The sequence below is a fragment of the Tsuneonella sp. CC-YZS046 genome, from assembly GCF_035581365.1.
GTDB lineage: Bacteria > Pseudomonadota > Alphaproteobacteria > Sphingomonadales > Sphingomonadaceae > JAWKXU01.
This window is the reverse complement of record NZ_CP141590.1, coordinates 1,784,016-1,810,300: the sequence shown is the minus strand read 5'-3', so window position 1 is coordinate 1,810,300 and position 26,285 is coordinate 1,784,016. Positions and strand designations below refer to the sequence as shown.

At 63.9% G+C, this 26,285-nt stretch carries 22 protein-coding genes; 15 read left to right on the top strand and 7 right to left on the bottom strand.

What is annotated here, in order from left to right; all coding sequences use genetic code 11:
- Positions 1-88: 88 nt before the first annotated feature.
- The 7 genes from U8326_RS08965 to chrA all read left to right on the top strand — a co-directional run bounded on the left by U8326_RS08965 (position 89) and on the right by chrA (position 9,105).
- Complete coding sequence (locus U8326_RS08965; RefSeq protein WP_324739823.1) at positions 89-1,633, top strand: hypothetical protein; 1,545 nt, start codon at positions 89-91, stop codon at positions 1,631-1,633.
- Positions 1,634-2,143 carry an acetyl-CoA carboxylase biotin carboxyl carrier protein gene (locus U8326_RS08960; RefSeq protein ID WP_324739822.1) on the top strand — a complete coding sequence of 170 codons (510 nt, stop codon included), beginning with the start codon at positions 1,634-1,636 and terminating at the stop codon, positions 2,141-2,143.
- 2 nt (positions 2,144-2,145) lie between these two features.
- Complete coding sequence (locus U8326_RS08955) at positions 2,146-3,504, top strand: acetyl-CoA carboxylase biotin carboxylase subunit (protein ID WP_324739821.1); 1,359 nt, start codon at positions 2,146-2,148, stop codon at positions 3,502-3,504.
- Positions 3,505-3,508: 4 nt separating this feature from the next.
- Complete coding sequence (locus tag U8326_RS08950; protein ID WP_324739820.1) at positions 3,509-4,966, top strand: pyruvate carboxylase; 1,458 nt, start codon at positions 3,509-3,511, stop codon at positions 4,964-4,966.
- A gap of 13 nt (positions 4,967-4,979) precedes the next feature.
- Positions 4,980-6,527, top strand: a complete 1,548-nt coding sequence (locus tag U8326_RS08945) for a class I adenylate-forming enzyme family protein (protein WP_324739819.1) — start codon at positions 4,980-4,982, stop codon at positions 6,525-6,527.
- On the top strand, positions 6,527-7,750 hold the full coding sequence (locus tag U8326_RS08940) for a thiolase family protein (RefSeq protein ID WP_324739818.1): 1,224 nt from the start codon (positions 6,527-6,529) through the stop codon (positions 7,748-7,750). Before U8326_RS08945 ends, U8326_RS08940 begins: the two co-directional genes overlap by 1 nt.
- A gap of 197 nt (positions 7,751-7,947) precedes the next feature.
- Positions 7,948-9,105: a chromate efflux transporter gene (gene chrA, locus U8326_RS08935; RefSeq protein WP_324739817.1), complete on the top strand. Its 1,158-nt coding sequence runs from the start codon at positions 7,948-7,950 to the stop codon at positions 9,103-9,105.
- On the opposite strand, the gene U8326_RS08930 is transcribed toward chrA, so the two are convergent.
- Entirely contained in the window at positions 9,095-9,706 is a 612-nt protein-coding gene (locus U8326_RS08930; protein WP_324739816.1) for a Pr6Pr family membrane protein, read from the bottom strand. The two genes, chrA and U8326_RS08930, sit on opposite strands and share 11 nt — an antisense overlap.
- Before the next feature lie 102 nt (positions 9,707-9,808).
- A complete protein-coding gene (gene surE, locus U8326_RS08925; protein WP_324739815.1) occupies positions 9,809-10,573 on the bottom strand; it encodes a 5'/3'-nucleotidase SurE in 765 nt (254 codons plus the stop codon).
- Positions 10,574-10,725: 152 nt separating this feature from the next.
- Between surE and U8326_RS08920 the strand changes: the two genes are divergently transcribed.
- From U8326_RS08920 to U8326_RS08885, 8 genes are all read left to right on the top strand, one after another.
- Positions 10,726-11,472, top strand: coding sequence for a PEP-utilizing enzyme (locus U8326_RS08920; protein WP_324739814.1), 747 nt, complete (start codon positions 10,726-10,728; stop codon positions 11,470-11,472).
- Positions 11,473-11,474: 2 nt separating this feature from the next.
- Positions 11,475-12,077, top strand: a complete 603-nt coding sequence (locus U8326_RS08915) for a hypothetical protein (protein ID WP_324739813.1) — start codon at positions 11,475-11,477, stop codon at positions 12,075-12,077.
- A gap of 7 nt (positions 12,078-12,084) precedes the next feature.
- On the top strand, positions 12,085-13,812 hold the full coding sequence (locus U8326_RS08910) for a pyruvate, phosphate dikinase (protein WP_324739812.1): 1,728 nt from the start codon (positions 12,085-12,087) through the stop codon (positions 13,810-13,812).
- Complete coding sequence (locus tag U8326_RS08905) at positions 13,809-14,198, top strand: acetyl-CoA carboxylase biotin carboxyl carrier protein subunit (RefSeq protein ID WP_324739810.1); 390 nt, start codon at positions 13,809-13,811, stop codon at positions 14,196-14,198. The genes U8326_RS08910 and U8326_RS08905 overlap by 4 nt, the downstream gene beginning before the upstream one ends.
- 161 nt (positions 14,199-14,359) lie before the next feature.
- Positions 14,360-15,502 carry an aminoglycoside phosphotransferase family protein gene (locus tag U8326_RS08900; protein ID WP_324739809.1) on the top strand — a complete coding sequence of 381 codons (1,143 nt, stop codon included), beginning with the start codon at positions 14,360-14,362 and terminating at the stop codon, positions 15,500-15,502.
- A 27-nt stretch (positions 15,503-15,529) separates the two neighbouring features.
- Positions 15,530-16,639, top strand: a complete 1,110-nt coding sequence (locus U8326_RS08895) for a TIGR03857 family LLM class F420-dependent oxidoreductase (RefSeq protein WP_324739808.1) — start codon at positions 15,530-15,532, stop codon at positions 16,637-16,639.
- Between the two features lie 12 nt (positions 16,640-16,651).
- On the top strand, positions 16,652-17,881 hold the full coding sequence (locus U8326_RS08890; protein WP_324739806.1) for a cytochrome P450: 1,230 nt from the start codon (positions 16,652-16,654) through the stop codon (positions 17,879-17,881).
- An 11-nt stretch (positions 17,882-17,892) separates the two neighbouring features.
- Positions 17,893-18,759 (top strand): AraC family transcriptional regulator, encoded by an 867-nt coding sequence (locus U8326_RS08885; RefSeq protein WP_324739804.1) that lies wholly within the window; start codon positions 17,893-17,895, stop codon positions 18,757-18,759.
- 17 nt (positions 18,760-18,776) lie between these two features.
- Here the strand turns inward: U8326_RS08885 and U8326_RS08880 are convergent, their stop codons facing one another.
- The 5 genes from U8326_RS08880 to U8326_RS08860 all read right to left on the bottom strand — a co-directional run bounded on the left by U8326_RS08880 (position 18,777) and on the right by U8326_RS08860 (position 26,282).
- Complete coding sequence (locus tag U8326_RS08880; protein WP_324739803.1) at positions 18,777-20,312, bottom strand: acyl-CoA synthetase; 1,536 nt, start codon at positions 20,310-20,312, stop codon at positions 18,777-18,779.
- A gap of 551 nt (positions 20,313-20,863) precedes the next feature.
- Complete coding sequence (locus U8326_RS08875; protein ID WP_324739802.1) at positions 20,864-21,166, bottom strand: HigA family addiction module antitoxin; 303 nt, start codon at positions 21,164-21,166, stop codon at positions 20,864-20,866.
- Positions 21,166-21,447: a type II toxin-antitoxin system RelE/ParE family toxin gene (locus U8326_RS08870; protein ID WP_324739801.1), complete on the bottom strand. Its 282-nt coding sequence runs from the start codon at positions 21,445-21,447 to the stop codon at positions 21,166-21,168. The genes U8326_RS08875 and U8326_RS08870 overlap by 1 nt, the downstream gene beginning before the upstream one ends.
- A 241-nt stretch (positions 21,448-21,688) precedes the next feature.
- Positions 21,689-24,193 (bottom strand): TonB-dependent receptor, encoded by a 2,505-nt coding sequence (locus U8326_RS08865; protein ID WP_324739800.1) that lies wholly within the window; start codon positions 24,191-24,193, stop codon positions 21,689-21,691.
- A gap of 334 nt (positions 24,194-24,527) precedes the next feature.
- Complete coding sequence (locus U8326_RS08860; protein WP_324743567.1) at positions 24,528-26,282, bottom strand: FAD-dependent oxidoreductase; 1,755 nt, start codon at positions 26,280-26,282, stop codon at positions 24,528-24,530.
- Positions 26,283-26,285: the final 3 nt, after the last annotated feature.

Here is a 26,285-nt window from a genome sequence, read left to right as displayed (position 1 = left end):
CACACTCTTGCCTGTGTACTGGCTTCTGCTATCAGCGGCGCAAGGTTCGAAGACCAAGAGCTGAATCGAGAGGAAGCGGAGCCGATAAATGCCAGATTACGTCCGCCTGCTGGAGGCGAACAATGCGATCCAGACCATCGGCGACGACACCTACTGGCTGTGCGTCACCCGCACGGTCCAGGAATTGAAACTGTTTCCCGTGCCGTCCTACATGCTGCTGTCCTACCTGTGCTGCTATTACCGCTATCCGGAATTGCTGCGGAAGGTGGAAAGCCGCATCCGGGCGGAAGAGATCGGCGATCGTTCGCGCACATTCGGCGGCAAGTTCGGCAGCGTGACGGGCTGGGCCATGCCCACCTTCTATCTGCTGGGCCGCGAGATGCTGATCAATTTCGGCGTGATCGGCCCGGAAGACGGCGCCGAGGATGTCGCCTATGTCACGGACTTCTGGCGCCGCTTCAAGCTGGCCCAGCAGCGCGAGGACGGGCACCTCAACGCCCGCGAATTCGGCCAGCGGGTGCAGCACCTGCCGGAGCGGCGCATCCAGCGCTTCCATGCCGACATGCTCGCCTGCAAGCCGGGTGATCGGCTGCATACCGCAGCCCAGGCGTTCCTGGCCGCCGTTTCGCAATATGGCTTCCTCGTTTCCTGCGAAAGCCGCTGCACGCTCAACAATTCCGGGCCTTACAAGCTGGCCGACGACCGCGAGATGGTGATCCGCGAATTCACCGATCTGTCGCGCGGCGATTATCCCTGGCTCGACGGGATTGGTGATCTGATCCCTTATAATAATCTCACCGTGACGATGGAGGCCACGGGCTGCCATTTCTACCTGATGGATGATTGGGGCAGCTTCGAATCCCGCCCGGAATTCACGGGCGAGGCGCTGTCGGGCATCGGGCTTTACACTTCGGACTGCCTGAGCGACGGCCTGCTGCCCCTGGGCATGGGCTCGGCGGAGGAACTGGCCGCAACCTTCGAGGCGCTGAACGAGCAGATCAAGGAAGCGACCATCCAGCTGTGGAAGCGCATGGCAGGCTGGAGCCGCGACCAGATGATGGATGCGGGCGCGATCGTCTATTTCTCCTTCATCAAGGATTTCGCGCATATCGCCGGGGTTTACGATCCCGAGGACTGGATGAAGATCGATGCCCGCGCCGATCGTTTCCGTCCCTTGCTGAACGACCAGTTCGGACGCGATTTCCTGGGCGAGATGGTCGGGCTGGTCGGCCTGCCCAGCCAGCAGCTGCACGAATATGCGATGATGCAGCACAACAACCGGCCCGCGCGCTATATTTCGCAGATTCCCTATTCCGTGCTGGACCGGGCCGAGCTTGGGGAAGGGCTTGCGCCGATCGGCAAGGGCGTTTCGCACCTGCCCGAAAAGACGGGCGAATATCGCACGACCGAAGGAATGCTCTCGCTGGAGGAATACAACCGGCGAGCGTCCGCGAACCGGCCCACGCAGATGGAGCCGGGGCTGCGCCATCTGTGCGATACCAGCATCAAATATGCCGCGGACGACAATGAGGCCGTGCAGCGTCTTTACGCCGATGAGCGCAAGCATAGTGCTGCCCTGGCGGACGCTCCGTTGCGTCTGTCACGCGACGAGGTGGAAGGCAGGAGGCGATAAATGTCCGGCAAGGATACGATTTCCGATATTGAACGATTGATCGCCGAGTTCGAGGCTTCCGGCCTGCGCGAGCTTCATGCGCGCCGGGGGGATTTCGAGATCTATCTCTCGAACGATCCCGATGCGCCCGGCCTGGATGGCCCGCCTTCCGTTTCCGCGCCCGTCGCAAGGGGGCGGCAGGCGGCGGCAAAGGCGCCTGCCGCCAGCGCGCCGGCGCCCGCAAGCCCGGCTGTCGCCGCGCCCGCGCCGGAAGCCAGCTTTCCGGATGGAGCCGTGGTCGTCCGCGCGCCCTATCTGGGCACGTTCTATCGCGCGCCGAAGCCCGGTGCGCCTGCCTATGTCGAGGTCGGCCAGCAAGTCGCGCAGGACAGCGAGATGTGCCTGGTGGAAGTCATGAAGCTGTTCACCGCCGTGCGGGCGAGTTGCAGCGGCACTGTCCATGCCGTGCTTGCCAATGACGGCGACATGGTCGCGGCCGACCAGCCCTTGTTCGTCGTGATTCCGGCCTGACCATGGCGAGCCATCGCGTATTCGTCGCCAATCGGGGGGAGATCGGCCTGCGCATCGTGCGCGCGGCCCACGCCCTCGGCATGGAAGCGGTGATCGGCGTGTCGGAGGCGGACCGTGGCAGCCTTGCCGCGCGCGAGGCCGACCGGGCGGTGGTGCTGGGGCCAGGCCCCGCTGCGAAGAGCTATCTCGACGCCCGGCTGATCGTGCAGGCTGCGCTGTCCACCGGCTGCGACCTGCTGCATCCCGGATATGGCTTCCTCTCGGAACGGGCGGAACTTGCTCGCCTGTGCGAGGAACATGGCATTGCCTTTGTCGGCCCGCGCCCCGATGTGATCGACGCGCTGGGTGACAAGCTGCGCGCGCGCGCCATGGCGGAAGCCGCAGGCGTGCCGTTGGTTCCCGGCACCGGCGAGATCGCCAGCGCGGCGGATGCGGTAAGGGCGGCGGCGGAAATCGGCTATCCCGTGCTGCTCAAGGCTTCGGCCGGCGGCGGCGGACGCGGCATGGTGATCGCGCATGACGCGAAGGAAGTCGAAGCCGGTTTCGCCAAGGCGAGCGCCGAGGCGCTTGCCGCCTTCAATGACGGCACGCTGTTCATGGAACGCTTCGTGCCGGAAGCGCGCCACGTCGAAGTGCAGTTGATGGGCGACGGCAAGGGCCATGTCATTCACTTCGGCGAGCGCGACTGTTCGGTGCAGCGGCGCTATCAGAAGCTGGTGGAAGAAGCGCCCTGCGCGGCCATGTCCGCCCAATTGCGGGCGAAACTGCATGAAGCCGCGGTCGCGCTGGCGGCCAGCGTCAATTACCGCAACGCCGGAACGGCCGAGTTCCTGTATGATGTCGCCCGGCAGGAAGTCTATTTCATCGAGGTGAATGCCCGCATCCAGGTGGAGCACCCGGTCAGCGAGATGATCTCCGGCTTCGATCTGGTGCAGGAGCAGCTGCGGATCGCCACCGGCGCCCCGCTGAGCCTGACGCAGGATCAGGTCGTGCTCTCGGGCCATGCGATAGAATGCCGGATCAATGCCGAGGACTGGCAGCGCGATTTCATGCCGGTGCCGGGCACCGTCACCCGCTGGAAAGCGCCGCAGGGCGAGGGTGTGCGGCTGGACAGCCATATCACCGAAGGGGCGACGATCCCGCCTTACTACGACAGCATGGTGGGCAAGCTGATCGTCCATGGCGCCAGCCGCGAGGAGGCGGTGGCGAAGCTGGGCGAGGCGATCGCCGGGTTCGAGGTGGAAGGTGTGCCGACCACCCTGCCGCTGCATGCGAAGATCGTAAGCCAACCCGATTTCATGGCCAACCGCATCCATACGCGCTGGCTGGAGAAGACCGTCCTTGCCGGGGCGATGGAGTAGACCGATGGCCCATATCAAATTCCTCGATGAAACCATGCGCGACGGGCAGCAGAGCCTGTGGGGCATGCAGATGCAGGCGGGCATGGCGCTGCCGGTGACCCCGATCATCGACGAAACCGGCTATGAGATCATCAGCCTGGGCGGGTCCTCCCTGTTCGAGGTTCTCATCAAGCGCCGCCGCGAAGATCCATGGGCGGGCATGGATATGCTGGTGGAATCCATGCCGAAGACGCCGCTGCGCGCGGGTTGCCGGTCCAATGGCTCGGTCACTTTCGGGTTCACGCCCGATGTGCTGATGGACATCTGGGTGGATCGCCTGTGCGTCCACGGCATGCGCAGCTTCTGGCTGTATGACGTGCTGTTCAACATCGACAAGATGCACCGGCTGGCGAAGGTGGCCAAGCGGCATAATTGCCAGATCGCTGGCACTATGCTGTTCACGCTCTCGCCGGTCCACACCGACGAATATTACGCGGACAAGGCGGACAAGCTTTCCGCCCTGCCGGAAGTAGACAGCCTGCTGCTCTACGATACGGGCGGGGTGCTGGATCGCGAAAGGATTTCCACGCTGGTCCCGGCCATCGTCGCCAAGTCGCGCGGTAAGCCGATCGAAATGCATGCCAACAACATGCTGGGTCAATCCGCCAAGAGCTATATGGATGCGATCGAATTCGGGGTCACCGTGCTGCACACGGCGGTGCGCTCCATGGCCAATGGGCCGTCCATCCCTTCGATCGAGATCATGACCAAGAACATCGAGATGATGGGGCACACCCATAATATCGACACCACCAAGCTCAAGCAGGTCTCCGACCATTTCGAACGGGTCGGCAAGGCGGCGGGCTTCCTGGTCAACCAGCATTACGAATATGACGTGACCGCGCTCCGCCACCAGATCCCCGGTGGCATGATGGGCACGCTGCGCTCCCAGCTTGCCGATCAGAATATGCAGGACAAACTGCCGGTCGTGCTGGAAGAAGTCGCCAAGGTGCGCCGCGAACTCGGCTATCCGGGCATGGCGACGCCCTTCGCGCAGATCGTGGGCACCATGGCGGTGCTGAACATCGTCACCGGCCAGCGCTATTCCGTCGTGCCGGACGAGGTGATCCAGTATGCCGCCGGGTTCTATGGTGATCCCGTGGCGCCGATCGACGGCGATGTGATGGACCGCATCATGGGCACGCCGCGCGCCAGGGAAATCCTCGCCAACCCGCCGGAGCAGCCGGATGCCGACGAGCTTCGCCGCCGTCATGGTACGGGTGATGACGATGACGAATTGATCCTGCGGGCTCTCGTTCCGGCCTCGGAAATCGAGGCGATGCGCAAGTCCGGGCCGCCCGCGCGCGATTACCCCACCTTGTCCTCGCCGGAACTGGAGCAGGTCAGCCGGTTGATGAAGGTTGCGAACACGCCTTTCGTCCAGATCCGTTCGGCAGAGCTGGACCTGACGATCCGCCGCTGAAAGGAATGCCGCGATGCGCATGATCGATTTCTTCGACCGGGGGTTGCGCATTGCTGCCGGGCGGCCGTGCCTGGTTTCCGGCGAGGGGACGCGAACCTACAGGGAGGTGGGCGAACGCTCCCGCCGGATCGCCAATATGCTGATCGCTGATGGCTTCGCGCCGGGCGCCCATGCCGCCGTGCTCAGCGGCAATGCCGTGATCGCGTTCGAGGCGATCCTCGGCATCCTGCGCGCCGATGGGGTGTGGGCGATGGCCAATCATCGCGCGGGCGTGATGGAAAACGCCTATCTGTTCGATCTGCTCGACATCGATACGCTGTTCGTGGCGCAGGAGGTGGCGGACAGGGTTCCGGTGCTGCGCCGCGAATGTCCGCGCATCCGGCGCTTCATCGCGCTGGATGGCCCGGTGGACGGCTGCGATTTCGAGCTGGCGGAGCGCGCGCTGGATGCATCCGAAGTGCCGCAGCGACGGGCGGGCTTGCCCGATGAGCTGGCCTTTCTCGCCAATACCGGCGGTACGACCGGCCGCTCCAAGGGTGTGATGCTTTCCAATGGCAACTGGCAGGCGCTGGTCGCCAGCCTGGTTGCGTCCATGCCGATGAAAGTGCCGCCGGTTAACTGCGTCGCCGCGCCGATGACCCACGCCGCCGGGCCGCTGGCGCTGGCCAGCATGGCCTTGGGCGGAACGGTGGTGGTGCTGCCGCAGTTCGATCCGGGCGCGGTGCTCGACGCGATCGAGCGGCACAAGGTCACCTACATGTTCCTGCCGCCCACCGCGGTCTACATGCTGCTGGATCATCCGGGGGTGGAGCGGCGCGATCTCTCCAGCCTCGAATATATCTCCTATGCCGGCGCACCGATGGCGCTGGAGCGGCTCAAGCAGGCGATCCGGGTGCTCGGCCCGGTGATGAACGCCAGCTTCGGCCAGACCGAGGCGCCGATGTGCGTCACCGCCATGCCGCCGCACGAGCATCTCGGGCCGGACGGCGAGCTGGCTCATCCGGGGAGCTGCGGACGGCCCAATCTCCTCTCCATCGTCGAGATCATGGACGACGGGGGCAATATCCTTCCTTCGGGCGAGCGCGGCGAGATCGTGGTGCGCGGGCCGCTGGTGATGAAGGGCTATTACAAGAACCCGGAAGCGACCGAGGAAGTCTCCCGCTTCGGCTGGCACCATACCGGCGACATCGGCATTCGCGACGAGGACGGCTGGTTCTATGTAGTGGACCGCAAGAAGGACATGATTATCTCGGGCGGCTTCAACATCTATCCGGCCGAAGTCGAGGATGCGCTGCTGGCTCATCCGGCGGTCGCCCAATGCGCCGTGATCGGCGTGCCGCACCAGAAATGGGGCGAGGAAGTGATCGCCTTCGTCGAGACACGCGGCGACGCGGAGTTCGACGCGGCGGCGGTCATCGCCTTCGCGAAGGAGCGGATCGGGCCGATCAAGGCGCCCAAGCGGGTGGAGCGGGTCGAGGCCCTGCCGCGCACCAATGCGGGCAAGATCTCGCGCGCGGAAGTGCGCAAGCCGTTCTGGGAAGGCGCGGGGAGAGCCATCTGATGCGCGACGCCTATATTCTGGGGGTGGGGATGACGCGCTTCGGCCGCCATCTCGACAAGACCCACAGCGAGTTGGCGCAGGAAGCGGTTCGGCTCGCGCTGGCGGATGCCGGAACCGAGGCGAGCGCGGTGGACAGCACCGTCTATGCCACGGTGGTGCAGGGCTTCTTCGCCGGCGAGATGTCGATCCCCAGCCAGTTCGCGCTGCGCCCGCTGGGGATCGGCGGAGTGCGCACGCTGACGGTGGAGGCGGCCTGCGCCAGCTCCACCATGGGGCTGCACACGGCCATCGCCCAGGTGCAGTCCGGCCAGAGCGATGTCGCCCTCGCGCTCGGGGTGGAGAAGCTCTACAGCGAGGATCGCGCCAAGAAGTTCGCGGTGTTCCAGCAGCCCCTCGATATCGAGGTGGCGGAGAACTACGTCGCTCTCACCCGGGACAAGCTGGCACCCGTTCCTCCCGAATTCGAAGGGCCGAGCCCGAACATATTGATGGAAGCCTATGCGGCGCAGGCGCGGTTGCACATGGCGACATACGGCACCACCCGCCGTCAGATCGCTGCCGTAGCGGCGAAAGATCACGCCCATTCGGCGCTCAATCCGTTGTCGCAATACCAGAATGCCCTGACCATCGAGGAAGTGCTGGCCGCGCCCAATGTCGCCTGGCCGCTGACCGTGCCGATGTGCGCGCCGATCAGCGACGGGGCGAGCGCGGCCATCGTCTGCTCCGTCGAAACCATTCGCAAGCTCGGCGCCAGCCGGGCGATCCGCATTGTCGCCGCGGATTCCCGCACCGGACAGGATCGTGCGCCGGACGATTATCCCCACCACGTCACCCGGCTGGTTTCTGCCCGCGTCTACGAGCGGGCGGGACTGGGGCCGGAGGATTTCGATCTGGCCGAAGTGCATGATGCCAGCTCGATCGGCGAGATCATCCAGGTAGAAGGGCTTGGCCTGGTTGCTCCGGGCGAGGCAGGCCCAGCAGCGGAACGAGGTGAATTGTCGCTGGGCGGGCGGATTCCGGTCAATGTTTCCGGCGGCCTCGTGTCGAAAGGGCATCCGCTGGCGGCGACCGGCATCGGCCAGATCCATGAGCTGGTCACCCAGCTGCGCGGTGAGGCGGGCGCCCGCCAGGTCGAAGGCGCGAAGATCGCCGTGGCGGAAAACTCCGGCGGATTCTACGGGGTGGAGGATGGCCTGTCCGCCGTCACCATCCTTGCGCGCTAGAGCAGTCCGGCAGGGCTGGCCGCAGCGGCCTCTGAATTTCGTTCCAGGGCCTTTTGCTGCACCGAAAAGGTGCTAAAGAGCACTCACGGGCAATGCGGACGCCCGATCAGACGCATGCGTCCAAGTTCCGCTCCATTATCCGCGTTCGCGGTCGGAGCGTGCTTGAGATGACGATATCTGATCCTTTTCCCCACCGGTTGGGCCTTATCCAACTGTTCCTGAAATTCCTGCGGTTCGGTTGTCTCGCATTTGGCGGTCCGGTCGCGCAGATCGGAATGATCCGTCATGCGCTGGTGGACGAGGAGCGCTGGATTTCCCCTGCGCGCTTCAATCGCCTGCTTGCGGTCATGCAAATACTTCCCGGGCCGGAAGCGCATGAATTATGCGTGCATATGGGCATGATGGCGCGCGGCCGGATTGGGGGATTGCTTGCCGGTCTGGGCTTTATGCTGCCCGGTTTCGTGCTGATGCTGCTTGCCGGCTGGCTGTATCAGCATTGGATACTCGGCCATCCCGGCACCGCCGCGGCGATGCTGGGTATCCAGATCGTCGTTCTCGCGATCATCCTGCGCGCGGTCCAGAGAATTGGCGGCCATGCCCTGGGGGACTGGCTCCTGTGGTTTCTTGCCGGCGCCAGCTTTCTGGCGACCCTTGCCGCGGTCCCGTTCTGGATACCGCTGGTTGCGGCGGGTCTGGTCTATGCCTTCTCCACGCGGAAAGCCGCAGTGGTGGCGGTCCTGCTGGCCGCCATGGCGCTCGCATGGGCGCTTCAGCTATCAGGGCCCGATCCTGTCGCTCCCGATCCAATATCGCATGGGCAGGCGAACTCCTTCGACTTGTTTCTCGCCGGTTTGAAAGGCGGTCTGCTCACTTTTGGCGGAGCCTACACGGCGATCCCCTATGTGCGCGCGGATACGGTCGGCCGGGGCTGGCTTTCGGATGCCAGCTTCCTCGATGGCGTGGCCCTGGCCGGAACCTTGCCGGCTCCGCTCGTCATATTCGCGACTTTCGCCGGCTACGTCGCGGGCGGCTGGAGCGGTGCCTTTGCGATAACGGCAGGGATGTTCCTGCCTGCCTTCGCTTTCTCCCTGATTCTGTTCGAAAGATTGGAGGCGATTGTGGAAAATCTCGCGCTTCATCGGTTGTTGAGCGGCGTGGCGGCGGCTGTGGTCGGGGTAATCGGCGCCACCTGGCTGCAATTGAGCTGGTCCACTTTCGAACGCGTTTCCAACGTGGGGCCGGCCATTGCATTGTTCGCGGTCGGTGTCGCGGCAGTGTGGCTGCTCAAGGGAAAGCTGGTCACGCCGGCACTGGTTATCCTTGGCGGCCTGGCTGGCTGGGCTTTCAGTCCGTAACGGCTTTGGGGGCAAGGCGTCGGTCCAGCCAGCGCATGGCAAACCCCACGGCCACGAAGCCGAGTGCCATGATCGCCGCATTGGCAAGCGTCTGCGGCCAGCCCAGTTGTTCGACATTCATGAAGGGGTATGGATATTTGCCATCAAGCGATGCGCGCGCCAGCGCATAGACGAAGTAGAGCAGGGGAAAGCCCGCCCATTGAATCGGCGCCCACTTGCCGAGGCGGCCCTTGTCCGCCACGAAAAGCCAGAACAGGGTTACGGTGACGGGCGTTACGCTGTGGTTGATCGCGTCGGCCAGTTTCGCCCCGCCGCTCAGCTCGACCAGGCCCTTCAGCAGCGTGTTGTAGACGATCCCCACAAGCAGGATCGCTATTGTGACCCCGCCCAGGGAAAAAGGGGTGGCGATCCTGGAGAGGCGCAATGCGAAGGCGGTGAACATGACCGCAACCAGCAGATTGGTGATAACGGTGAAATACAGCAGCATCGCCCAAAGTGTCGCGGGCACTGTATGAAGCGCGGCAAGGCTGGCGCGGAATTGCGTCGCGAGGCCGATCCACGCGACCGCTGCAATCAACGCTGCCAGAATGCGGGCGGCCATCGTATCCGCAGCCTTCGATGATGTATGGTCAAATTTCTGGTGAGGCTAACGTTCAATCGGTTTGAAGCCAAGCGATGGGCGGCTGTTTTTGCCGCGCACTGCTCAGAACAATGTGCGGAGCCGCTCCATCCCGTGGTAATCGGTCATATCGAGGCGCAGGGGCGTGACCGACACTTCATTGTCGCGGATCGCCTGCAGGTCGTTTTCCAACTCGTGCCCGCCGTCAGGAAAATTGATCTTGATCCACCAGTAGGGGACGTGGCGTTCGTCCACCCGGCCGACCGGGCGGAACGATCCGCCGGGGCGCAGGCCCAGCCTGGTCACGCGGATGCCCTTGACGTCCTCCGGCGGGCATTCGGGAAAGTTGACGTTCACGAACTGGCCGTGCTGCCAGTCCATGTTCAGCAATTGCTCGAGCACGACCGGCGCGTATCTCTCTGCCGTGGGCCAGTGGAGCTGCCCCTGGTAGCGGTAGAACTGGCTCAGCGCGATGGCCGGAATACCAAGCACGGCGCCTTCCATCGCGGCGGAGCAGGTGCCGGAATAGGTGACGTCCTCGGCAAGGTTGGGGCCGCGGTTGACGCCGGAAAGGACCACGTCGGGCTGCTTGCCGGCGATCAACTCGTGAATGCCCAGCAAGGCGCAATCGGTGGGCGTGCCTTGCACGGCGAAGTGGCGATCGTCGCGCTTGCGGATGCGGATCGGATGGGAGATCGAGATGGCGTGGCCGGCGCCGGAGCGCTCCCCGTCCGGGGCCACGACCCAGACATCGTCCGAGAATTGCAGAGCAACCCTTTCCAGCAAACGGATTCCCTCGCTATCGATCCCATCATCATTGGTGATGAGAATGCGCATTCCCTTGCTCACTCCGCCTTTATCCTTCCATCTTCGATCATATGCGATTAGGGCCTTGAACAATTCAAGATAATCAGTCAATATCGTCCGACAATTTCCCGGCTATTGTCTCTGCCGTCTATAAGGGGCAAGTTCTCGGAACGAAAGAAAAGGAGGGGTGTGGCTTGAAAAAGCTGCCAATCGATTCCGTCCAGTATCAACGGCCGGTCGCTTCGCCGCTGGTGGAGGCGACTCTGGGTCTGCTGCGTGAGAAGATTCGCGAGGCGTGGCATCAATCGGGCCAGGAATGGAACCACTTCGCCATGCGCGGCAATGACAGCCTCGTGACTGCCGGGATGATGCAGGAGATCGAGCAGCGCATCCTGGCGAGCGGCCATCGGTTTGACTGGTCGGCTTCCATTTCGGCGGAGGAACGGCCGGAAATCTACAAGCCGAAGGATGGCGCCGCAGGTGATGCGGAGAACTTCATGTTCGCCCATCCCGATGCGCCGACCGCCGATGCCGATGAGCAGGGGCGCACGCTGCGTGGAGTGGGCGACAATGTCGTTCGCCACAATCAAGATGTGACCGGAGTCGCACGCTATATACGTTCCAACGAACGGGTGCTGTCCTATCTGTCCGAGGGCGTTCCTCCCGGCACCATCGCCGTGATCGACGATTCGGGCGGCACGCTGACCGCGCCGATCATCGATCAGTTCGCGGGCGTGATCTGCGCGGGCGGCACGGTCCGTTCCCATCTCGGAATCCTGACGCGGGAATATAACATTCCTTGCGTGATGAACGCGAAGATCACCGGTATTCGCGATGGCGACACCGTGACGATCGAAGCCACCGCCGCCGCCAAGACGGCGGAGGATTATCAGAACAACGTGGAGCGCACGGCCCGCGTCTGGCTGGTCGGGGAGGGCTGACCATGGATGTCCGCGACACGGTGCTGCATGGCACTGCGCTGAAACGCCACTCCGAACCTTCCGAGATCGCCGGGATCGTCGGCCTGCCGCTGGAAACGGTGGAGCGTGAGCTGGCGCGTGCGGTGGAGACGGGGCGGGCGGTGATGCATAATGATCGCTACGCGCTGACTCCGCTGACGGATGTGGCGCTGCGCTCGCGCTATTCGCTGCATTATGGCGATCTGCGGGAAAACCCGGCCTTCGTGCAGCCTTACGAGGCGTTCGAGCGGGTCAATGTTGCGCTCAAGCAAGTGATTACCGACTGGCAGACCATGAGCGTGGGTGGGAAGAAAGTCGCCAACGATCACTCCGATCCGGATTATGACGCCGGGATCATCGACCGGCTGGGCGCGGTGCATGAGCAGGTCGAGCCGATCATCAAGCGGCTTGCAGCGCAATTGCCGCGCCTTGCCATCTTCGGGAAGAAGCTGCTGGCTGCGCTCGAAGCGGCCGAGGATGGCGATCACGAATGGGTGAGCGATATCCGGCGCGAAAGCTATCACACCGTGTGGTTCGAGCTGCATGAGGATCTGCTGCGGATCATGGGCCGCGAGCGGCAGGAGTAGATTGAGAATGTCCGGTAATTCGTGGTCCGTCCTGCTTGACGGGCAAACCGAAGTCACGCGCGATCTGGTCGGCGGGAAGGCGAAATCCATCGCGGATATGCAGGCGCTGGGCCTGCCCGTTCCCCCCGCTTTCGCGATCACCACCAGGGCCTGCCTCGCCTATCTGGAAAGCGGCGCTTTCCCGGCCGGGCTGGAACAGGAGATCGACAGCGCGCTCGCCTGGCTCGAAGGCCGGATCGGCCGCAGCTTCGGCCAGGGCGAGAAGCGCTTGCTGCTCTCCGTGCGTTCGGGCGCGGCGATCTCCATGCCAGGCATGATGGATACGGTGCTCAATCTCGGCATCGATGATGAGGGCGAGGCGGCGCTGGCGGCGGAAACCGGCATGGCCGACTTCGCCCGCGACACCCATCGCCGTTTCGTGGAGCTGTATTCGGCCATCGTGCTCAAGCAGCCGGTCGAACTCGATGCCGCAAAGGCCCCTTCCGCATGGCGCGAGGAACTGGCTTCGCTCGGCGCGCCATTGCCGGGTTCGGCGCGCGAGCAATTGATGTCGGCGATCCAGGCGGTGTTCGACAGCTGGAACACCCGCCGCGCCAAGCGCTATCGCCAGCATAACAATATTTCCGACGATCTCGGCACGGCGGTCACGGTGCAGGCCATGATCTTCGGCAATCTGGATGAGCGGAGCGGCACGGGCGTGCTGTTCAGCCGCAATCCGCTAACCGGCGAGAATGTGCCTTATGGCGAGTATCTCCCGCGCGCGCAGGGCGAGGATGTCGTTTCGGGCAAGTTCACGCCGCTGCCGCTTGATGCGATGAAGGAGCGGGAGCCGCAGGCCCATGCCGCGCTGCTCGAAGCGTCCGCCTTGCTCGAACGCAAGCATGGCGACGTGCAGGATATCGAATTTACGGTGCAGTCCGGCCAGCTTTACCTGCTGCAGAGCCGCTCGGCCAAGCGCGCGCCGCAGGCGGCGATCCGCTTTGCCGTGGATATGGTGGAGGAAGGGCGGATCGACCCGGCCACGGCCTTGTCCAGGGTCACGGCCGAACAGGCGGTGGCCGTGCTTCTGCCGCGCCTCGCGGGTGGCGACGACTCCGAGCTGATCGCGCAGGGCGAGGGGGCCTGCCCCGGCGCGGCCTCCGGCGTGCTGGTCGGCGATCCCGACGAAGCGGAAAAGCGTGCGGCGGCGGGCGAGGATGTGATCCTCGTGCGCAAGACCACCAGTCCGGACGATGTGCACGGCATGATTGCCGCGCGCGGCGTGGTGACGGAGCAGGGCGGCTCGACCTCCCACGCGGCTGTGGTCAGCCGTGCCCTCGGCCGCCCTTGCGTGGTCGGCACCGGGGCGGGGTTGACCGACCGGGTGGGCCAGCAGGTGACGATCGACGGCGGCGAAGGCAAGGTGTTCGCCGGGCTTCTGCCGACCGAGATACCCACGGAAACCGCCGATCCCTATCTCGGCAAGCTGATCGAATGGCTGCCGGCGGAGATCAGAGCCGCGGTCCAGCCGCTCGACGCGGATGGCGCGGGCGCCGCGCTGGATGTGGACGGGGTGCTTGCGGAAGGTTCTGTCGAGGAACTGGCGCAGGCCGTGGCCGGACAGGCGGCGGTGCGCGGCCGCAGCCTCGGCAACCCGGAGGTGGTGCGCGGCGCGGCGAAGGCGGGGGCGAGCCGATTCTTCACCACCCCGGTTCTGCCCGCGATGCTTGCCTTGATGGAGGAGCGCGCGGGATGAGCCAGCCAGTCGACGAAATCCGGGCAATCCTGCGCGACTTCAGGCAATCGCCATGGCTGGACCTCTGCGTGAGATCGGCCGACTGGCAGATATTCATGGCCAAGCCGGGTGGCAAGCCCAATCCCCTGCTTGAGGCAACGCAGGCCGAAGGCGAGGTCGATGCAGATGCCGCCACGACATCCGTCAGCGCGCCGCATCTGGGGCTGTTCACCCGCAGCGTGGAAGCGGGCGCGCAGGTTGCCGCCGGCGACGCGCTGGGCGTGCTGAACGTGCTGGATCGCACGACGCCGGTGGTCGCGGAAAGCGCGGGTGTGGTGCAGGCCGTGTTCTTCGAGAATGGCGACCTTGTGGAATATGGCGAAGTGCTGGTGGCGCTGCGCCCGTAAGGGGCGCGAAAGGCGGATTTTCGCGGGTCGGGCCTCAGGGATTTTCCCCTGATTTCCATGCCCGCAAGAATGGTCAAATTTTCGGGCAATTGAGAGCAATGCCAGCTTCGCGCGCAGGGTGTAGGAATGCCCCTGTGTTTGGAAGAGGATGATCCGCCCTGGTGGGTTGGCAACTGGCGGCTTCGGCTGCCGCTAGGAAAGCCCGGAAGCAAGGGCGGGACGACCCGATGGAGGCGTTCCTGCAAGTGCATGACGACAAGATCCCGACCCGGGATTCGCTGGGACTGGCGTGGCTTCGGCAAGTCGCGCCGCAATTCGATCCGCAATCGGTCGCGGTAAGCCCGATCGGCACCGGCCAGCTCGCGGAAACCTACCGGCTGGCGTTCGAGGGGGACGCCGCGCGGGATGGCGAGCCGCGTTCCGTGGTGTGCAAGATCGCATCGTCCGATCCCTCCAGCCGCGAAATCGCAGGGAGCTGGTCTCTCTATCAGCGCGAGGTGCGCTTCTATCGCGAGCTGGCGGCCACCGCGCTGGTCGACGTGCCGGGCGTCTATGCAACCGGCCTGGCCGATGACGGCAGTTTCTTCATTCTGATGGAGGATGTGCAAGGCGCGAAGCCGGGCAACCAGCTGACCGGCATGAGCGTGGAGGATGCCCGGCGCGCCATGCTGGAAGCGGCGCGGCTCCATGCCTCGTTCTGGGGCCGCGCGGAGGAACCGTCCTTTGCCTGGCTGGAAACCGGCAGGATCGCGCAGGCCTTCTACCCGGCCGAAGTGTTTCGCCAGATGTGGCCCGGTTTCCGCGAGCGCTATATGGACATGCTGTCGCCGGATCATGTCGCCACCTGCGACGATTTCGCCGAATTCTACGATGGCTATTCCGCCCCGCTCGACCGCCCGCGCTGCGTGGTCCACAATGATTTCCGCGCGGACAACATGCTGTTCGCGCCGGACCGGCTGGCGGTGCTGGACTGGCAATCGGTGGCGCTGGGGTTCAACGCGCTCGATGTCGCCTATGTCATTGGCGGCGGGTTCGATCCGGAGCAGCGCCGCGCGGTGGAGAACTCCCTGCTCGATACCTACCACGATGAACTGCTGGCCCGCGGCGTGACCGGATATGGCAAGCAGGATCTTGCCCGGGATTATCGCCATTTCACCTTTGCCGGAATCGTCGTGTCCGTCTGCGCGGCGATGCTGGTCAAGCGCACCGAGCGGGGCGACCGCATGTTCCTGACCATGCTGGACCGCCATGTCCGGCATGTCCGGGATTGCAACGGGGTCGAACTGCTGAGGGAACGCGCGTGAGCGCGCGGCCTGGAAGAGGATAATGGAATGAACGATGTAGCGAGATATGCCGCCACGGTATTCAACGAGCTGGGCTATTACGCGCTGGGCGGCCATGTCGAAAGCCCGCGCGATGCCATCGCGGAATGCCATGAGGCGGAGGCGCTGGGGCTGGGCGCGACGTTCCTGTCCGAACGCTTCAACGTGAAGGAAGGCGCGACCATGTGCGGCGCCATCGGTGCGGTGACGGAAAAGCTGGGCATCGCGCTCGCCGCCACCAACCACAACACCCGCCATCCGATGCCGTTCGCGGCCCATGCCACCACCATGCACCGGCTCACCGGCGGGCGTTACCTGCCCTGTATCGCGCGCGGGATCATCCCCCAGATCAAGGCCTTCGGCCTTACCCCCGCCACCAATTCCCAGATGGCGGAATTCGTGGCGCTGATCCGCCGGCTGTGGCGCGGCGAGCGCGTGGAGAATTACGAGAGCGAGATCGGCCGCTTCCCCGTGCTGCAGCTCGACCCCGCCTTCGACGAGGACATTCCGATCGGGCTGGTGGGCTTCGGCCCCAAGACCGTGGAGTTCGCCGGGGGCGTGTTCGACGCGATCATCCTGCACACCTATATCGGCGAGGAAGGCACCGCCCGGCTGGTGCGGATCGCCAGGGACGCGGCGGAACGGGCGGGCCGCGATCCGGACCGGCTGCGCATCTGGTCGGTATTCGCCACCCTGGGCGATCATCTCGAGCCGAAGCTCTACCTGAAGAAGAGCGTCGGCAGGCTCGCCACCTATCTGCAAGTCTATGGCGACTTGCTGGTGGAGACGAACGGCTGGGACAAGGAAGTGCTGAAGCGTTTCCGCGAAGCGCCCGTGATCGCCAACATGGGCGGATGGGTCGATGCCCGCGCGACCCATGAGCAGCTTGAGCGGATCGCCGAGCTGCTGCCTGGCGAATGGCTCGCTCCCGCCGCCAGCGGTTCGCCCGAGCAATGCGCCCGCAAGGTGCTGGGCCAGTTCGACCTCGGCGTGAACGGCGTGATCCTGCATGGCGCGACCCCGGCGGAGCTGGCGCCGATCATTCCTGCCTATGCGAAGCTCCGGCCGGAAGGCCGCTTTGACAATCTGCCCGCCAATCCCGGCGGGAAACCCTCCTAGGGGAGAGTGACCATGGAAAGCGCGTTGGCTGTCGATCTCAAGGACCCCGGCCTTTACGAGCGGGGCGTGCCGTGGGATGTATTCGCGGAATTGCGCCGCGTCGATCCCGTGCACTGGAACCCGGAAGTGGATGGCGCGGGGTTCTGGGCCGTCACCCGTCATGCGGATATTATCGAAGTGTCCCGCAACCCCGGCTTGTTTTCGTCCGCCCATAAGAACGGCGGGCACCGCATCTTCAACGAGAACGAGGTGGGGCTGACCAATGCGGGGGCCAGCGCCATCGGCATTCCGTTCATCTCCATCGATCCGCCCGTCCACACCCAGTATCGCAAGCATATCATGCCCGCGGTTTCGCCGGGCCGGCTGGGCGGGATCGAGATGCGTATCCGCGAACGGGCGGAACGGCTGATCGATTCCATTCCGCTGGGCGAGGCGGTCGATCTCGTTCCCCTGCTGTCCGCGCCGCTGCCGCTGCTCACCCTGTGCGAACTGCTCGACATTCCTTCGGAGATGTGGACCCGGCTCTACCACTGGACCAACGCCTTCGTGGGCGAGGACGATCCGGATTTCCGCCAGAGCCCGGAAGCGATGGCAGCGACGCTCACCGAATTCTTCACCTTCGCCGAGGAACTGTTCAACCAGCGCCGCGCCCAGCCGGGCGAGGATATCGCCACCCTGCTCGCCAATATGGAAGTGGGCGGCGAGCCGGTGCCCTATCGCGATTTCCTCGGCAATCTGATCCTGGTGCTGGTGGGCGCCAATGAAACCACGCGCAATTCCCTCTCCCACACCGTCCGCGCCTTTTCCGACAATCCGGACCAATGGCAGCTGGTCCGCCAGAACGCCGAGATACTCAAGAAGGGGGCGGCCGAGATGGTGCGCTATGCCAGCCCGGTGCTGCATATGCGCCGCACCGCCACCGAGGATACGGAACTGGGCGGCGCCCGCATCGCCAAAGGGGATAAGGTGGTGCTGTGGTATGCCTCGGGCAATCGGGACGAAAGCGTGTTCGATCGCGCCGACCGGTTCGACCTGACCCGGGAGAGGATACCCCATGTGGGTTTCGGTTCCGGGCAGCATGTCTGCGTGGGGTCGCGCCTTGCCGAGATGCAGTTGCGGGTGGCCTTCGAAATACTGGCGGATCGTGTTACCTCTTTCGAGATAACTGCGCCGTCGCGCCGATTCAGGTCCAATTTCATCAATGGAGTGAAGGATCTGAATGTGGTTCTGCGGCCTGCCTGAGAGCCGGTGCGATGGGAGAAACCTGGACCAACGAGGAGATCATTTCCGATGTCCTGGGCCGTGGCGCGGACATCGATCTGGGCGGCAAGGACCGTAGCTGGCGCCTGTCGCGCTGGCGGCAATTCGTCGGCAGCTATGAATTGCCCGCGCTGCCGAACCCGACCTTCGTGGTGCATATCGGCGGCAAGCCCAAGGTGAAGACCTGGCTGCGGGACGGCTGGAGCGAGGCAAGCTCCATTCCCGGCTGCGCGACCATCGTGCCGGCGGGCCGGCCCACCGGCTGGCTGGTGGATGGCGAGCTGGATGTGGTCACGCTGAGCATCGCCTCGCATGAATTCAACGCGGCGCCGGGTCTCGACCAGTTCCAGCGCTTGCGCTTCGCCTTCTCCGACCCGCTGGGCGTGGCCCTGACCCGCCAGGTGCTGGCCGAGCTGTATGCCCCGCAAACCGCTGACCGTCAGGTCTATGTCTCGACGCTGGTGGAGGCGCTCAAGGCGCATATGCTGCATGGCCCGCTGACCGGCAATTCCCCCGTCTTCCCGACGTCCGAATTTTCGGCCTTTCGCATCCATCACATCATGAACTCCGTGCTGGAGCGGCCTGAAGCCGACCATAATGTCGAGGCGCTGGCGGAGGAGGCGGGGCTTACGCCATCCCATTTCTGCCGCGTATTCAAGCGGGCCACCGGCATGAGCCCGCACAAGTTCGTGATGAAATCGCGGCTGGAACGGGCGCAGGAATTGCTGGCGAGCAGCGGCCTGTCGATTGCGCAAGTGGCCGATGCGCTGGGCTTCAAGAGCCAGAGCCACTTCACCCGCGCGTTCCGCAATTTCGCCGGGCAGACGCCCAGCGCCTGGCGCTCCGCCGGGCTGCAATAGCGCCGCCTTTTCCGCGCCTATCCGGCATTGGTGGCGGCCTGCCGGTATTCGTCGAACAGCTTGCGCTTCATCAGCTTGCCGGTAGGTTCGCGGGGCAATTCTTCCCGGAAATCGAAGTCCTTCGGGGTCTTGACTCCGCCCAGCCGTTCCCGCGTGAATTGCCGCAGCTCGTCCGCCAGCGCGGCATCGCCGGCGACGCCGGCCACCGGCTGGATCACCGCCAGCACCCGCTCCCCCATTTCATCGTCCGGCACGCCGAACACTGCCGCGTCCAGCACCTTGGGATGGGTGACGAGGACATTCTCGATTTCCTGCGGATAGATGTTCACCCCGCCCGAGATGATCATGAAGCTCTTGCGGTCGGTCAGGAACAGGAAGCCGTCTTCATCGACATGGCCGATATCGCCAATGGTTGCCCAGCCCTTGTCGTTATGGGCGGCCGCGGTCTTTTCGGGATCGTTGAGATATTCGAATTTCGGCCCGTCGGAGAAGAAGATCTGGCCCGTTTCCCCGGCTGGCAATTCCTCTCCGTTTTCACCGATGATCCGCGTCGTGCCGAGCACGGCCCGGCCGACCGAGCCGGGCTTGCGCAGCCATTCCTCGGTATTGATCGCGGTGATGCCGCAAGTCTCCGTCCCCGCGTAATATTCATGCAGCACGGGGCCGAACCATTCGATCATCGCGCGCTTCACATCGACCGGGCAGGGCGCGGCCGCGTGGATCACCGCCTCCAGCGAACCGACATCGTAGCGTTGCCGCACCTCATCCGGCAGCTTGAGCATCCGCACGAAATGGGTGGGAACGAAGGTGGAATGGGTGATCCTGTGGGCTTCGATCAGCTTGAGCGCTTCCTCCGGGTCGAAGCGATGCATCATCACCACGCTGCCGCCCAGCCGCTGGACGGTGAGCGCCCAGCGCAGCGGCGCGGCATGATACATCGGCGAGGTCGAAAGATAGACCGTATCCGGACTCATCCCGTAGAGGCTGCTGCCCATCCGCGTCAGCGGGGTTTCGTCGTGGATCGGGCCTTCGGGCAGCACCGGCTTGACCCCCTTCGGCCTGCCGGTGGTGCCGGAGGAATAGAGCAGGTCGTTGCCCGCGCTTTCGTCGGCGATCGGGCTGGCGGGCTGGGTCGAGGCCAATGCGGACCAGTTCCCGAGCCTGCCGTCTTGCGCGTTCCACAGGAAGGCCTTGAGATCGGGCAGGTCCACTGTCGCGGCGGCGGCAAGCTCCGCCAGACTGTCCGACGCGAGCAGCAGTTTCGCGCCGGAATCCCGGAGGATATAGGCGACATCGGCTGCGCTCAGGCGGTTGGAGATCGAGGTGGCGTAAAGGCCGGAGCGCTGCGCGGCCCAGCTGGCGATGAAGACTTCCGGGCCGTTGCCGAACAGGAACGCGACGACATCGCCGCGCTGCAGGCCCATCGCGCGCAATTGATGCGCATGCCGGTTGGAAAGCGCGTCGAGGGTGGCGAAATCCATGACAAGGCCCTGATCGGGATAGATCAGCGCCGGCTTGGCGGGATTGGTTTCAGCGTGCTTGGCCGGATGCATCGTCCGCCTCTCTCCGATATTATGGATGTTTCGAGCTTGGCATGACATTGTCGTGCAAAATCATCAATCCATCTGCAAGATCAGGCAAGAAGCGCGCATAGCCAAGCAAAAGGCGGGCTGCCCGAAGCAGGGGCGGCGCGCGCCGGTTGACGCAGAACGCCGGAAATGTGCATTTCGATTTCGGTCTGCGCGCACCCGCTTTCGCAAGGCGAACCGCTGCTCCATGGCGATTATCCGGTGCGTGTCCGGTGTGACCTTTTGCGGAGGCGCTTCCCCGCATGCCTGACGGGGCAGGCGGGAATGAGGAGTTAAGGGGCCGGCGGGCGGCGCGGGATGCTCTGCGTTTCATCCCTCGGGACAAGGCAGATTTCCGCGATGTAGGAAAGGTGGAACGCCATATTGGCCTTCGTCACGCCAGCCCTTCGGTGGGCATCTCGGGCGGCGGGGGCAGGGCGTTGCCTACAACGATCCCAGCCTTCGCTGGGATGACGAGAGTGGGACCGGGGTAATGACGAAACAGTGCCTTATCCTGAGCGGCGTCGTTCCATCCGTTACGCGATTTCGGGCACGCGTTTCACGTCGATCTCATCTTCATGCCCGCGCGCCTGAGCCAATTCGTAAGCAGACTGCATACGCATGAGCGTGTCGGCCTTGATGCCGAATGCCTTTTCAAACCTGATTGCCATTTCGGCGGACAGGCCGGTCTTGCCATTGAGGAGCGCACTCATGTTCTGGCGGCTGACCTTGAGGTGGTCGGCAACACCCGTGACCGTGAGGCCGTAAGGCTCAACGATTTCCTCTTTGAGCCACACACCGGCAGGGATGCGAAGCGAGGGGTGCATCTGAATAGCCATCAATGGTAGTCCCCCAGATCGAGGTTGGCGATGGTTTGCTCATCGACCTTGGCGAATGTCATCCGCCAGTTCTTGGTGACGATCATTGCGAAAGTGCCGACGCGTTTTTCCTTGAGAGCATGGAACCCGAAGTTCGGAGGAGTGGCAAGCTCATCGAAGCTGCCAGCATCGACAATGAACTGGATCATGTTGCGAACCCGGCGAGGTTCAATCACGCCCTTTATGTTGCCGGTTTCAACCAACTTGCGAAGTGCTTTGTGAGTGATGCTCTCGATTTCCATGAGTCAGGTTGCAGGCGACTTATGGGCGGCATCTCGTCGCGTGTCAAGCGACACTTGACAGTCGAATTCGCTTCCGGCCGATGGAGTAGAGTAATGTCGCAACGGTAAAGCGACATTACGCTTGGCTCAGGTTTCCCCATTGCCATTCCATGCAAACGGGGGATTCGGTTCAACCCCGCCAGCATAGGGTAGATTGCATGCCGGGCGTCCCGCAGGGGCGCCCGGCATGTGTCAGCTTGGATCAGAATTTCAGGCCAACGGTCACGCCATATTCGGCCGGGCGGCCGGTATAGCGCACAAAGGTGTCGTAGGCCTGGGTCGCGTTGACCCAGTAATATTTATTGAAGATGTTCTCGCCCCACACGGTGACGCGCCATTTCCCATCCGACGAACCCACGCCGATATTGGCATTCACCAGGGTGCGGGCATTGATGTCGTAGAGATCAGAGGGGGCGCCAAACAGGTCCGATCCTTGCACGACCAGGGCCGAATAGCTCTTGGTCTGGCCGTTCACGCCGACGCCGAGCAGGCCGACGAGGTTCGAATTGAGATCGAACTCGTAATCGGCGCGGGCCGAATACTGCAGCTTCGGCGCATAGGGCAGGCGAACGTTCTTGAAGGATGCATTGACCGGGAACAGCAAGCCTTCGATGGATTCGATGCCGATCGCGCCCTCGTATTTCTTCACCTTGGCGTTGAGATAGGTCGCGGAAGCCGACAGGGTGAGGCCTGGAACCGGCCGTGCGTCAAGCTGCAGTTCCGCACCCCAGATCTTCGACTTGGGAACGTTCAGCAGCCTGTCGAGCGCGCCGAAGATGGGGTCGACGAACTTGGCGCGGGTCTGCTTGTTCTTGTAGTCGTAATAGAACCCGGCGCCGGTCAGGCTTATCTTGCGATCGGCGAGGTCGGCCTTGAAGCCCGCTTCGTAGGCGAGGATCGATTCCTGCTTCACCGTGGAATAGGCATCGAAGATGGAACCTGAAACGTGGGGAGCGCTGCCGGCCTTGTAGCCCTTGGAAACGTTCACGTAGAGCAGCAGGTCGTCGTTCGGCTTGAAGTCCGCGCCGAGCATCCACGAAGTGCTGTTTTCGTTGAGGGACACGTCGACAGGAGCGGCCGTCAGGAAGGTCGACGGATCGACCGGAGTGCTCTGGCTGGGATCGGCCAGATTGACGCCGCGCGTGTCGAGAATGATCGAGCCGCCTGATGTAATCGTCGGAATGGCATAGCTGGGCCCGCCATAGATCGGGCCGATTACGCCATACAGCGCATTGAAGAAGTTGGTCAGCGTCACGCCCGGGGTGCCGACGAAAGTAACGTCCTGCGGGGTGATCGGATATTCCGGCATGTCGCCGTTGAAGGAGTGCGCCTTGCGCTTTGCCTTGGTCTGGCGAATGCCGCCCTTCAGCGTGATCTGATCGGTGACGTCGAATTCCAGATTACCGAACGCCGCGTAGTTCTTCATGTCCTGATCGGACCAATAGCTGCTGACCGTGATCCCGTTCACATAGGTCGAGCTGGTGTCCCGATAGGCCAAATAGGTCTTCTCATAGACGCTGGTCTTTTCGTAGTTCGCGCCGATGGTGAAGCGCAGCCGGTTGGATGCGTCGTTGCTCAGGCGCACTTCCTGGGTGAAGCTCTTGATCTTGCCGGAATCGTCGCGCAGGTCGAGATCGACCAGCGCGGTGCCGCCGCCTTCCGTGGTGTTCTGGAAATCCAGTTCGGAATAGCCGGTCAGCGAGGTGAGGGTGATCCCGCCGAAATCATAGTCGATCCGGCCGGAAGCCTGCCAGAACTTGTTGTCCTGCTCCGGCGCGTATTCAGGCGTCCAGTCCGCCGCCCGCGCGTTGCGGGGGGCATTCGGGTAGCTTGCCTGCGCGAAGGGAACCGGGCCGCCGGGGCTGGGTGTGAACACGTTGGAAACCGGCGCGCCGGACACGTCGTTCTGGGGGGTATAGGCAATCCGCTGCGGCGCCTGCGGATCGTCCTGATCGCGCCAGCCGTTCACATTGAGCGAGATCTTCAGGTCGCTGGTCGGCTCGATATCGATCAGCAGGCGGCCGGCGATATTGTCGCGCTTCCCGTTGCTGTCGTCGCGGGTATAGCTCTTCTGCCAGCCGTCGCCATTCTCCGCGCGCACCGCAAGGCGAGCCTTGACGCCTTCGGTGATGGGGCCGCTGATGAAGCCATCAGTCTCGATGGTGTTGAAGCGGCCATAGCTGAAACTCGCGCCGGCTTCGAAATCGTTGGTCGGCTTCGCGGCCACGAAGTTGATGGCGCCGCCGGTGGCGTTGTTGCCGAACAGCGTGCCTTGCGGGCCTTTCAGGACTTCGACGCGCTCAAGGTCGAAAGCGGTCTTGGACGACATGACCGGAAGCGACAGCGGCACCTGATCGAGATAGAGGCTGACGTCCGGATAGGAAGCCAGCGAGGAATCGTAGAAGCCGACGCCGCGCAGGGTGTAGACCGGAGTGGCGTTCGGCGTGGGAGCGAAGGTCAGGCCGGGTGTGATCTTGGCGAGGTCCGACACATCGGCGACACGCTGTGCTTGGAGCTGGGCGCCGCTGATGGCGGCGACGCTGATGCCGACGTCGTTCAGGCTCTGCTCGCGCTTGGTGGCGGTGACGACGATCTCGCCGGCGCCGCGCTGCGTATCGCTGTCCTGCGCGAAGGCGGGCAGGGCCGAACCCAGCAGGGCGGTGGTTGCGCAGCCTGCATATAGAGCAAGAGTCTTGAAGTGCCTCATGGTTCCCTCTCCTGAAAGCGAGCCGGGCGAACCCGGCTTGTTGGAATTGATTCAAATTTTACCAATTTAATAGTTTAGGCAAGCGGCGCGGTTCAAGCCCAAAAAAATAGACATGCACAGCTTTGCCGAAAGGGTGACTTTTCGGCAACAGGGATGGATTTTTATTGCAATAAAAAATGATTGGAATCAGGGGTTTAATCGGGATGGATCAATGGTTTGGCGAGGGAAGCGAGCGGGCCGCGAAGCATGCAGCCGGGGCAACGTCAGCCCCCTCGCCCTGAGCATTTGGTCTGCACAGGGCGAGGGGTGAACGCGATTGCAGTTCATCGCCGCCTTATGCGGAGCGGTCGGTCCCCGCGAGGTGACGCGCCGCCCTGTAACCGAAGGTCATGCCGGGGCCGATGCCGGAGCCGCCACCGGGATAGACCCCCCGGAACACAGTGTTCTGATCGAGGCCGACCGCATAGAGGCCCGGGATGGGGTTTCCGCCCGCGTCCAGCACGCGCGCGTCGGCATCCGTCTTCATGCCGAGGACAGTGCTCACATCCCCAGGATACAGAGTGATCGCGTAATACGGCCCTTCGCCCACCGGCGCGAGATTGGGGTTCGGCTCATGCGTGAAATCCCCCTGCGACGGGTCGTAGGCGCTGGCGCCGCGATGGAATTGCGGGTCTTCCCCCTTGGCGGCATGGACATTGAACTGCGCGACGGTTTCCTCGAGCGCCGCCGCAGGCACGCCGATCTTCCCGGCCAGCTCGCCCAGCGTCGCCGCTTCGACCAGATAGCCCTGCGACACCAGATCGCGGAGCGGATAGGGCGCGGCAAGGGCCAGCCCCATGCCGTAGCTGCGCAGGAATTGACGGTTGCCGATGAAGAAGGCGCGCTTGATGCCGCGCTCATGCATGACATTGACGAAATCCTGATAGGTCGCCGCCTCATTGGCGAAGCGCTTGCCGCTTTCGTCCACGATGATCGAGCCGGGCTTGCCCCGGTCCGGCCCGAAATGCGGATATTTCAGCAGGCGCCCGTCCTTGCGGCGGAAGACGGAGACAGGCGCCCACACGCCGTTCTGGGGGTTGACCTCACCCAGTGCGCCGCCGGCTTCCTGTCCCAGGCGGATGCCGTCGCCCGCATTTTCCTCGGGCTGGACGGACACATGCACATCTGCGCTGGGTATGAATTTCCCGCGCAGTTCCTCGTTCGCCCCGAAGCCGCCGCTGGCCAGCACCACGCCGCGCCGCGCCTTCACCGTCACCCTTTGGCGATCACGCTCCACCGTCACCCCGGTGACCGCGCCATCTTCGGTGAGCAGGCCGACAGCCGGCGCGCTGCGCCACAGCTCGACCTTCGCATCCAGCGCGGATCGCAGCAGCCGGCCGACCAGCGCATTGCCATTGGCGAGATAGGAGCCGCGGCCATAGCGCAGCACATCAAGGCCGTAGCGGAGCACCCGGCCGGCGGCGAACAGGAAATTGTCCAGCCCCTTGAGAGTTTGCTTGAAGCGGTCGATTTCGAGGATGTCGATCTGCATGCTGCCGAAGGCGACGAAGCCGGGCAGCGGAACGCGCATCTGCGGCAGGTATTCTCCGAGGACACTGCCGTCGAACGCTTCCACCAGCATGGTCCTGCCGTAGCGAAAGCCTTCGTGCTCCGACAGGTAGTCCGGCATCGGCACGCCTTTCCAGCGGACATGCGTCCTGCTTTCCATATATTCGACCATCTCGGCGCCGGACGCGATATAGGCCTCGACCTTCGCCGGATCGTAGAGATTGCCGAGGACGCTGCGCAGATAGGTTTCGCCGGCCGCCGCGTCGTCTTCGAGGCCCATCTCCTTCTGTCGGGGGTTGGCGATGATCCACGGCGCCCCCAGCGAAATGGCGGTCGTACCGCCGAACAGCTCGCCCTTTTCCACCACGAGGACTTTCAGGCCCTCATTCGCGGCCACCACGGCCGTGGTCAAACCGGCCGCGCCAGAACCTATCACGACGACATCGACTTCCATCATGCTCTCCCATCTCGTCCATCGCGGCCTGCCTGGCGCGCTATCCCGCCGGGCGGCGCTTCCGGCCCCACCTTGCCTTGCGTGGATAGG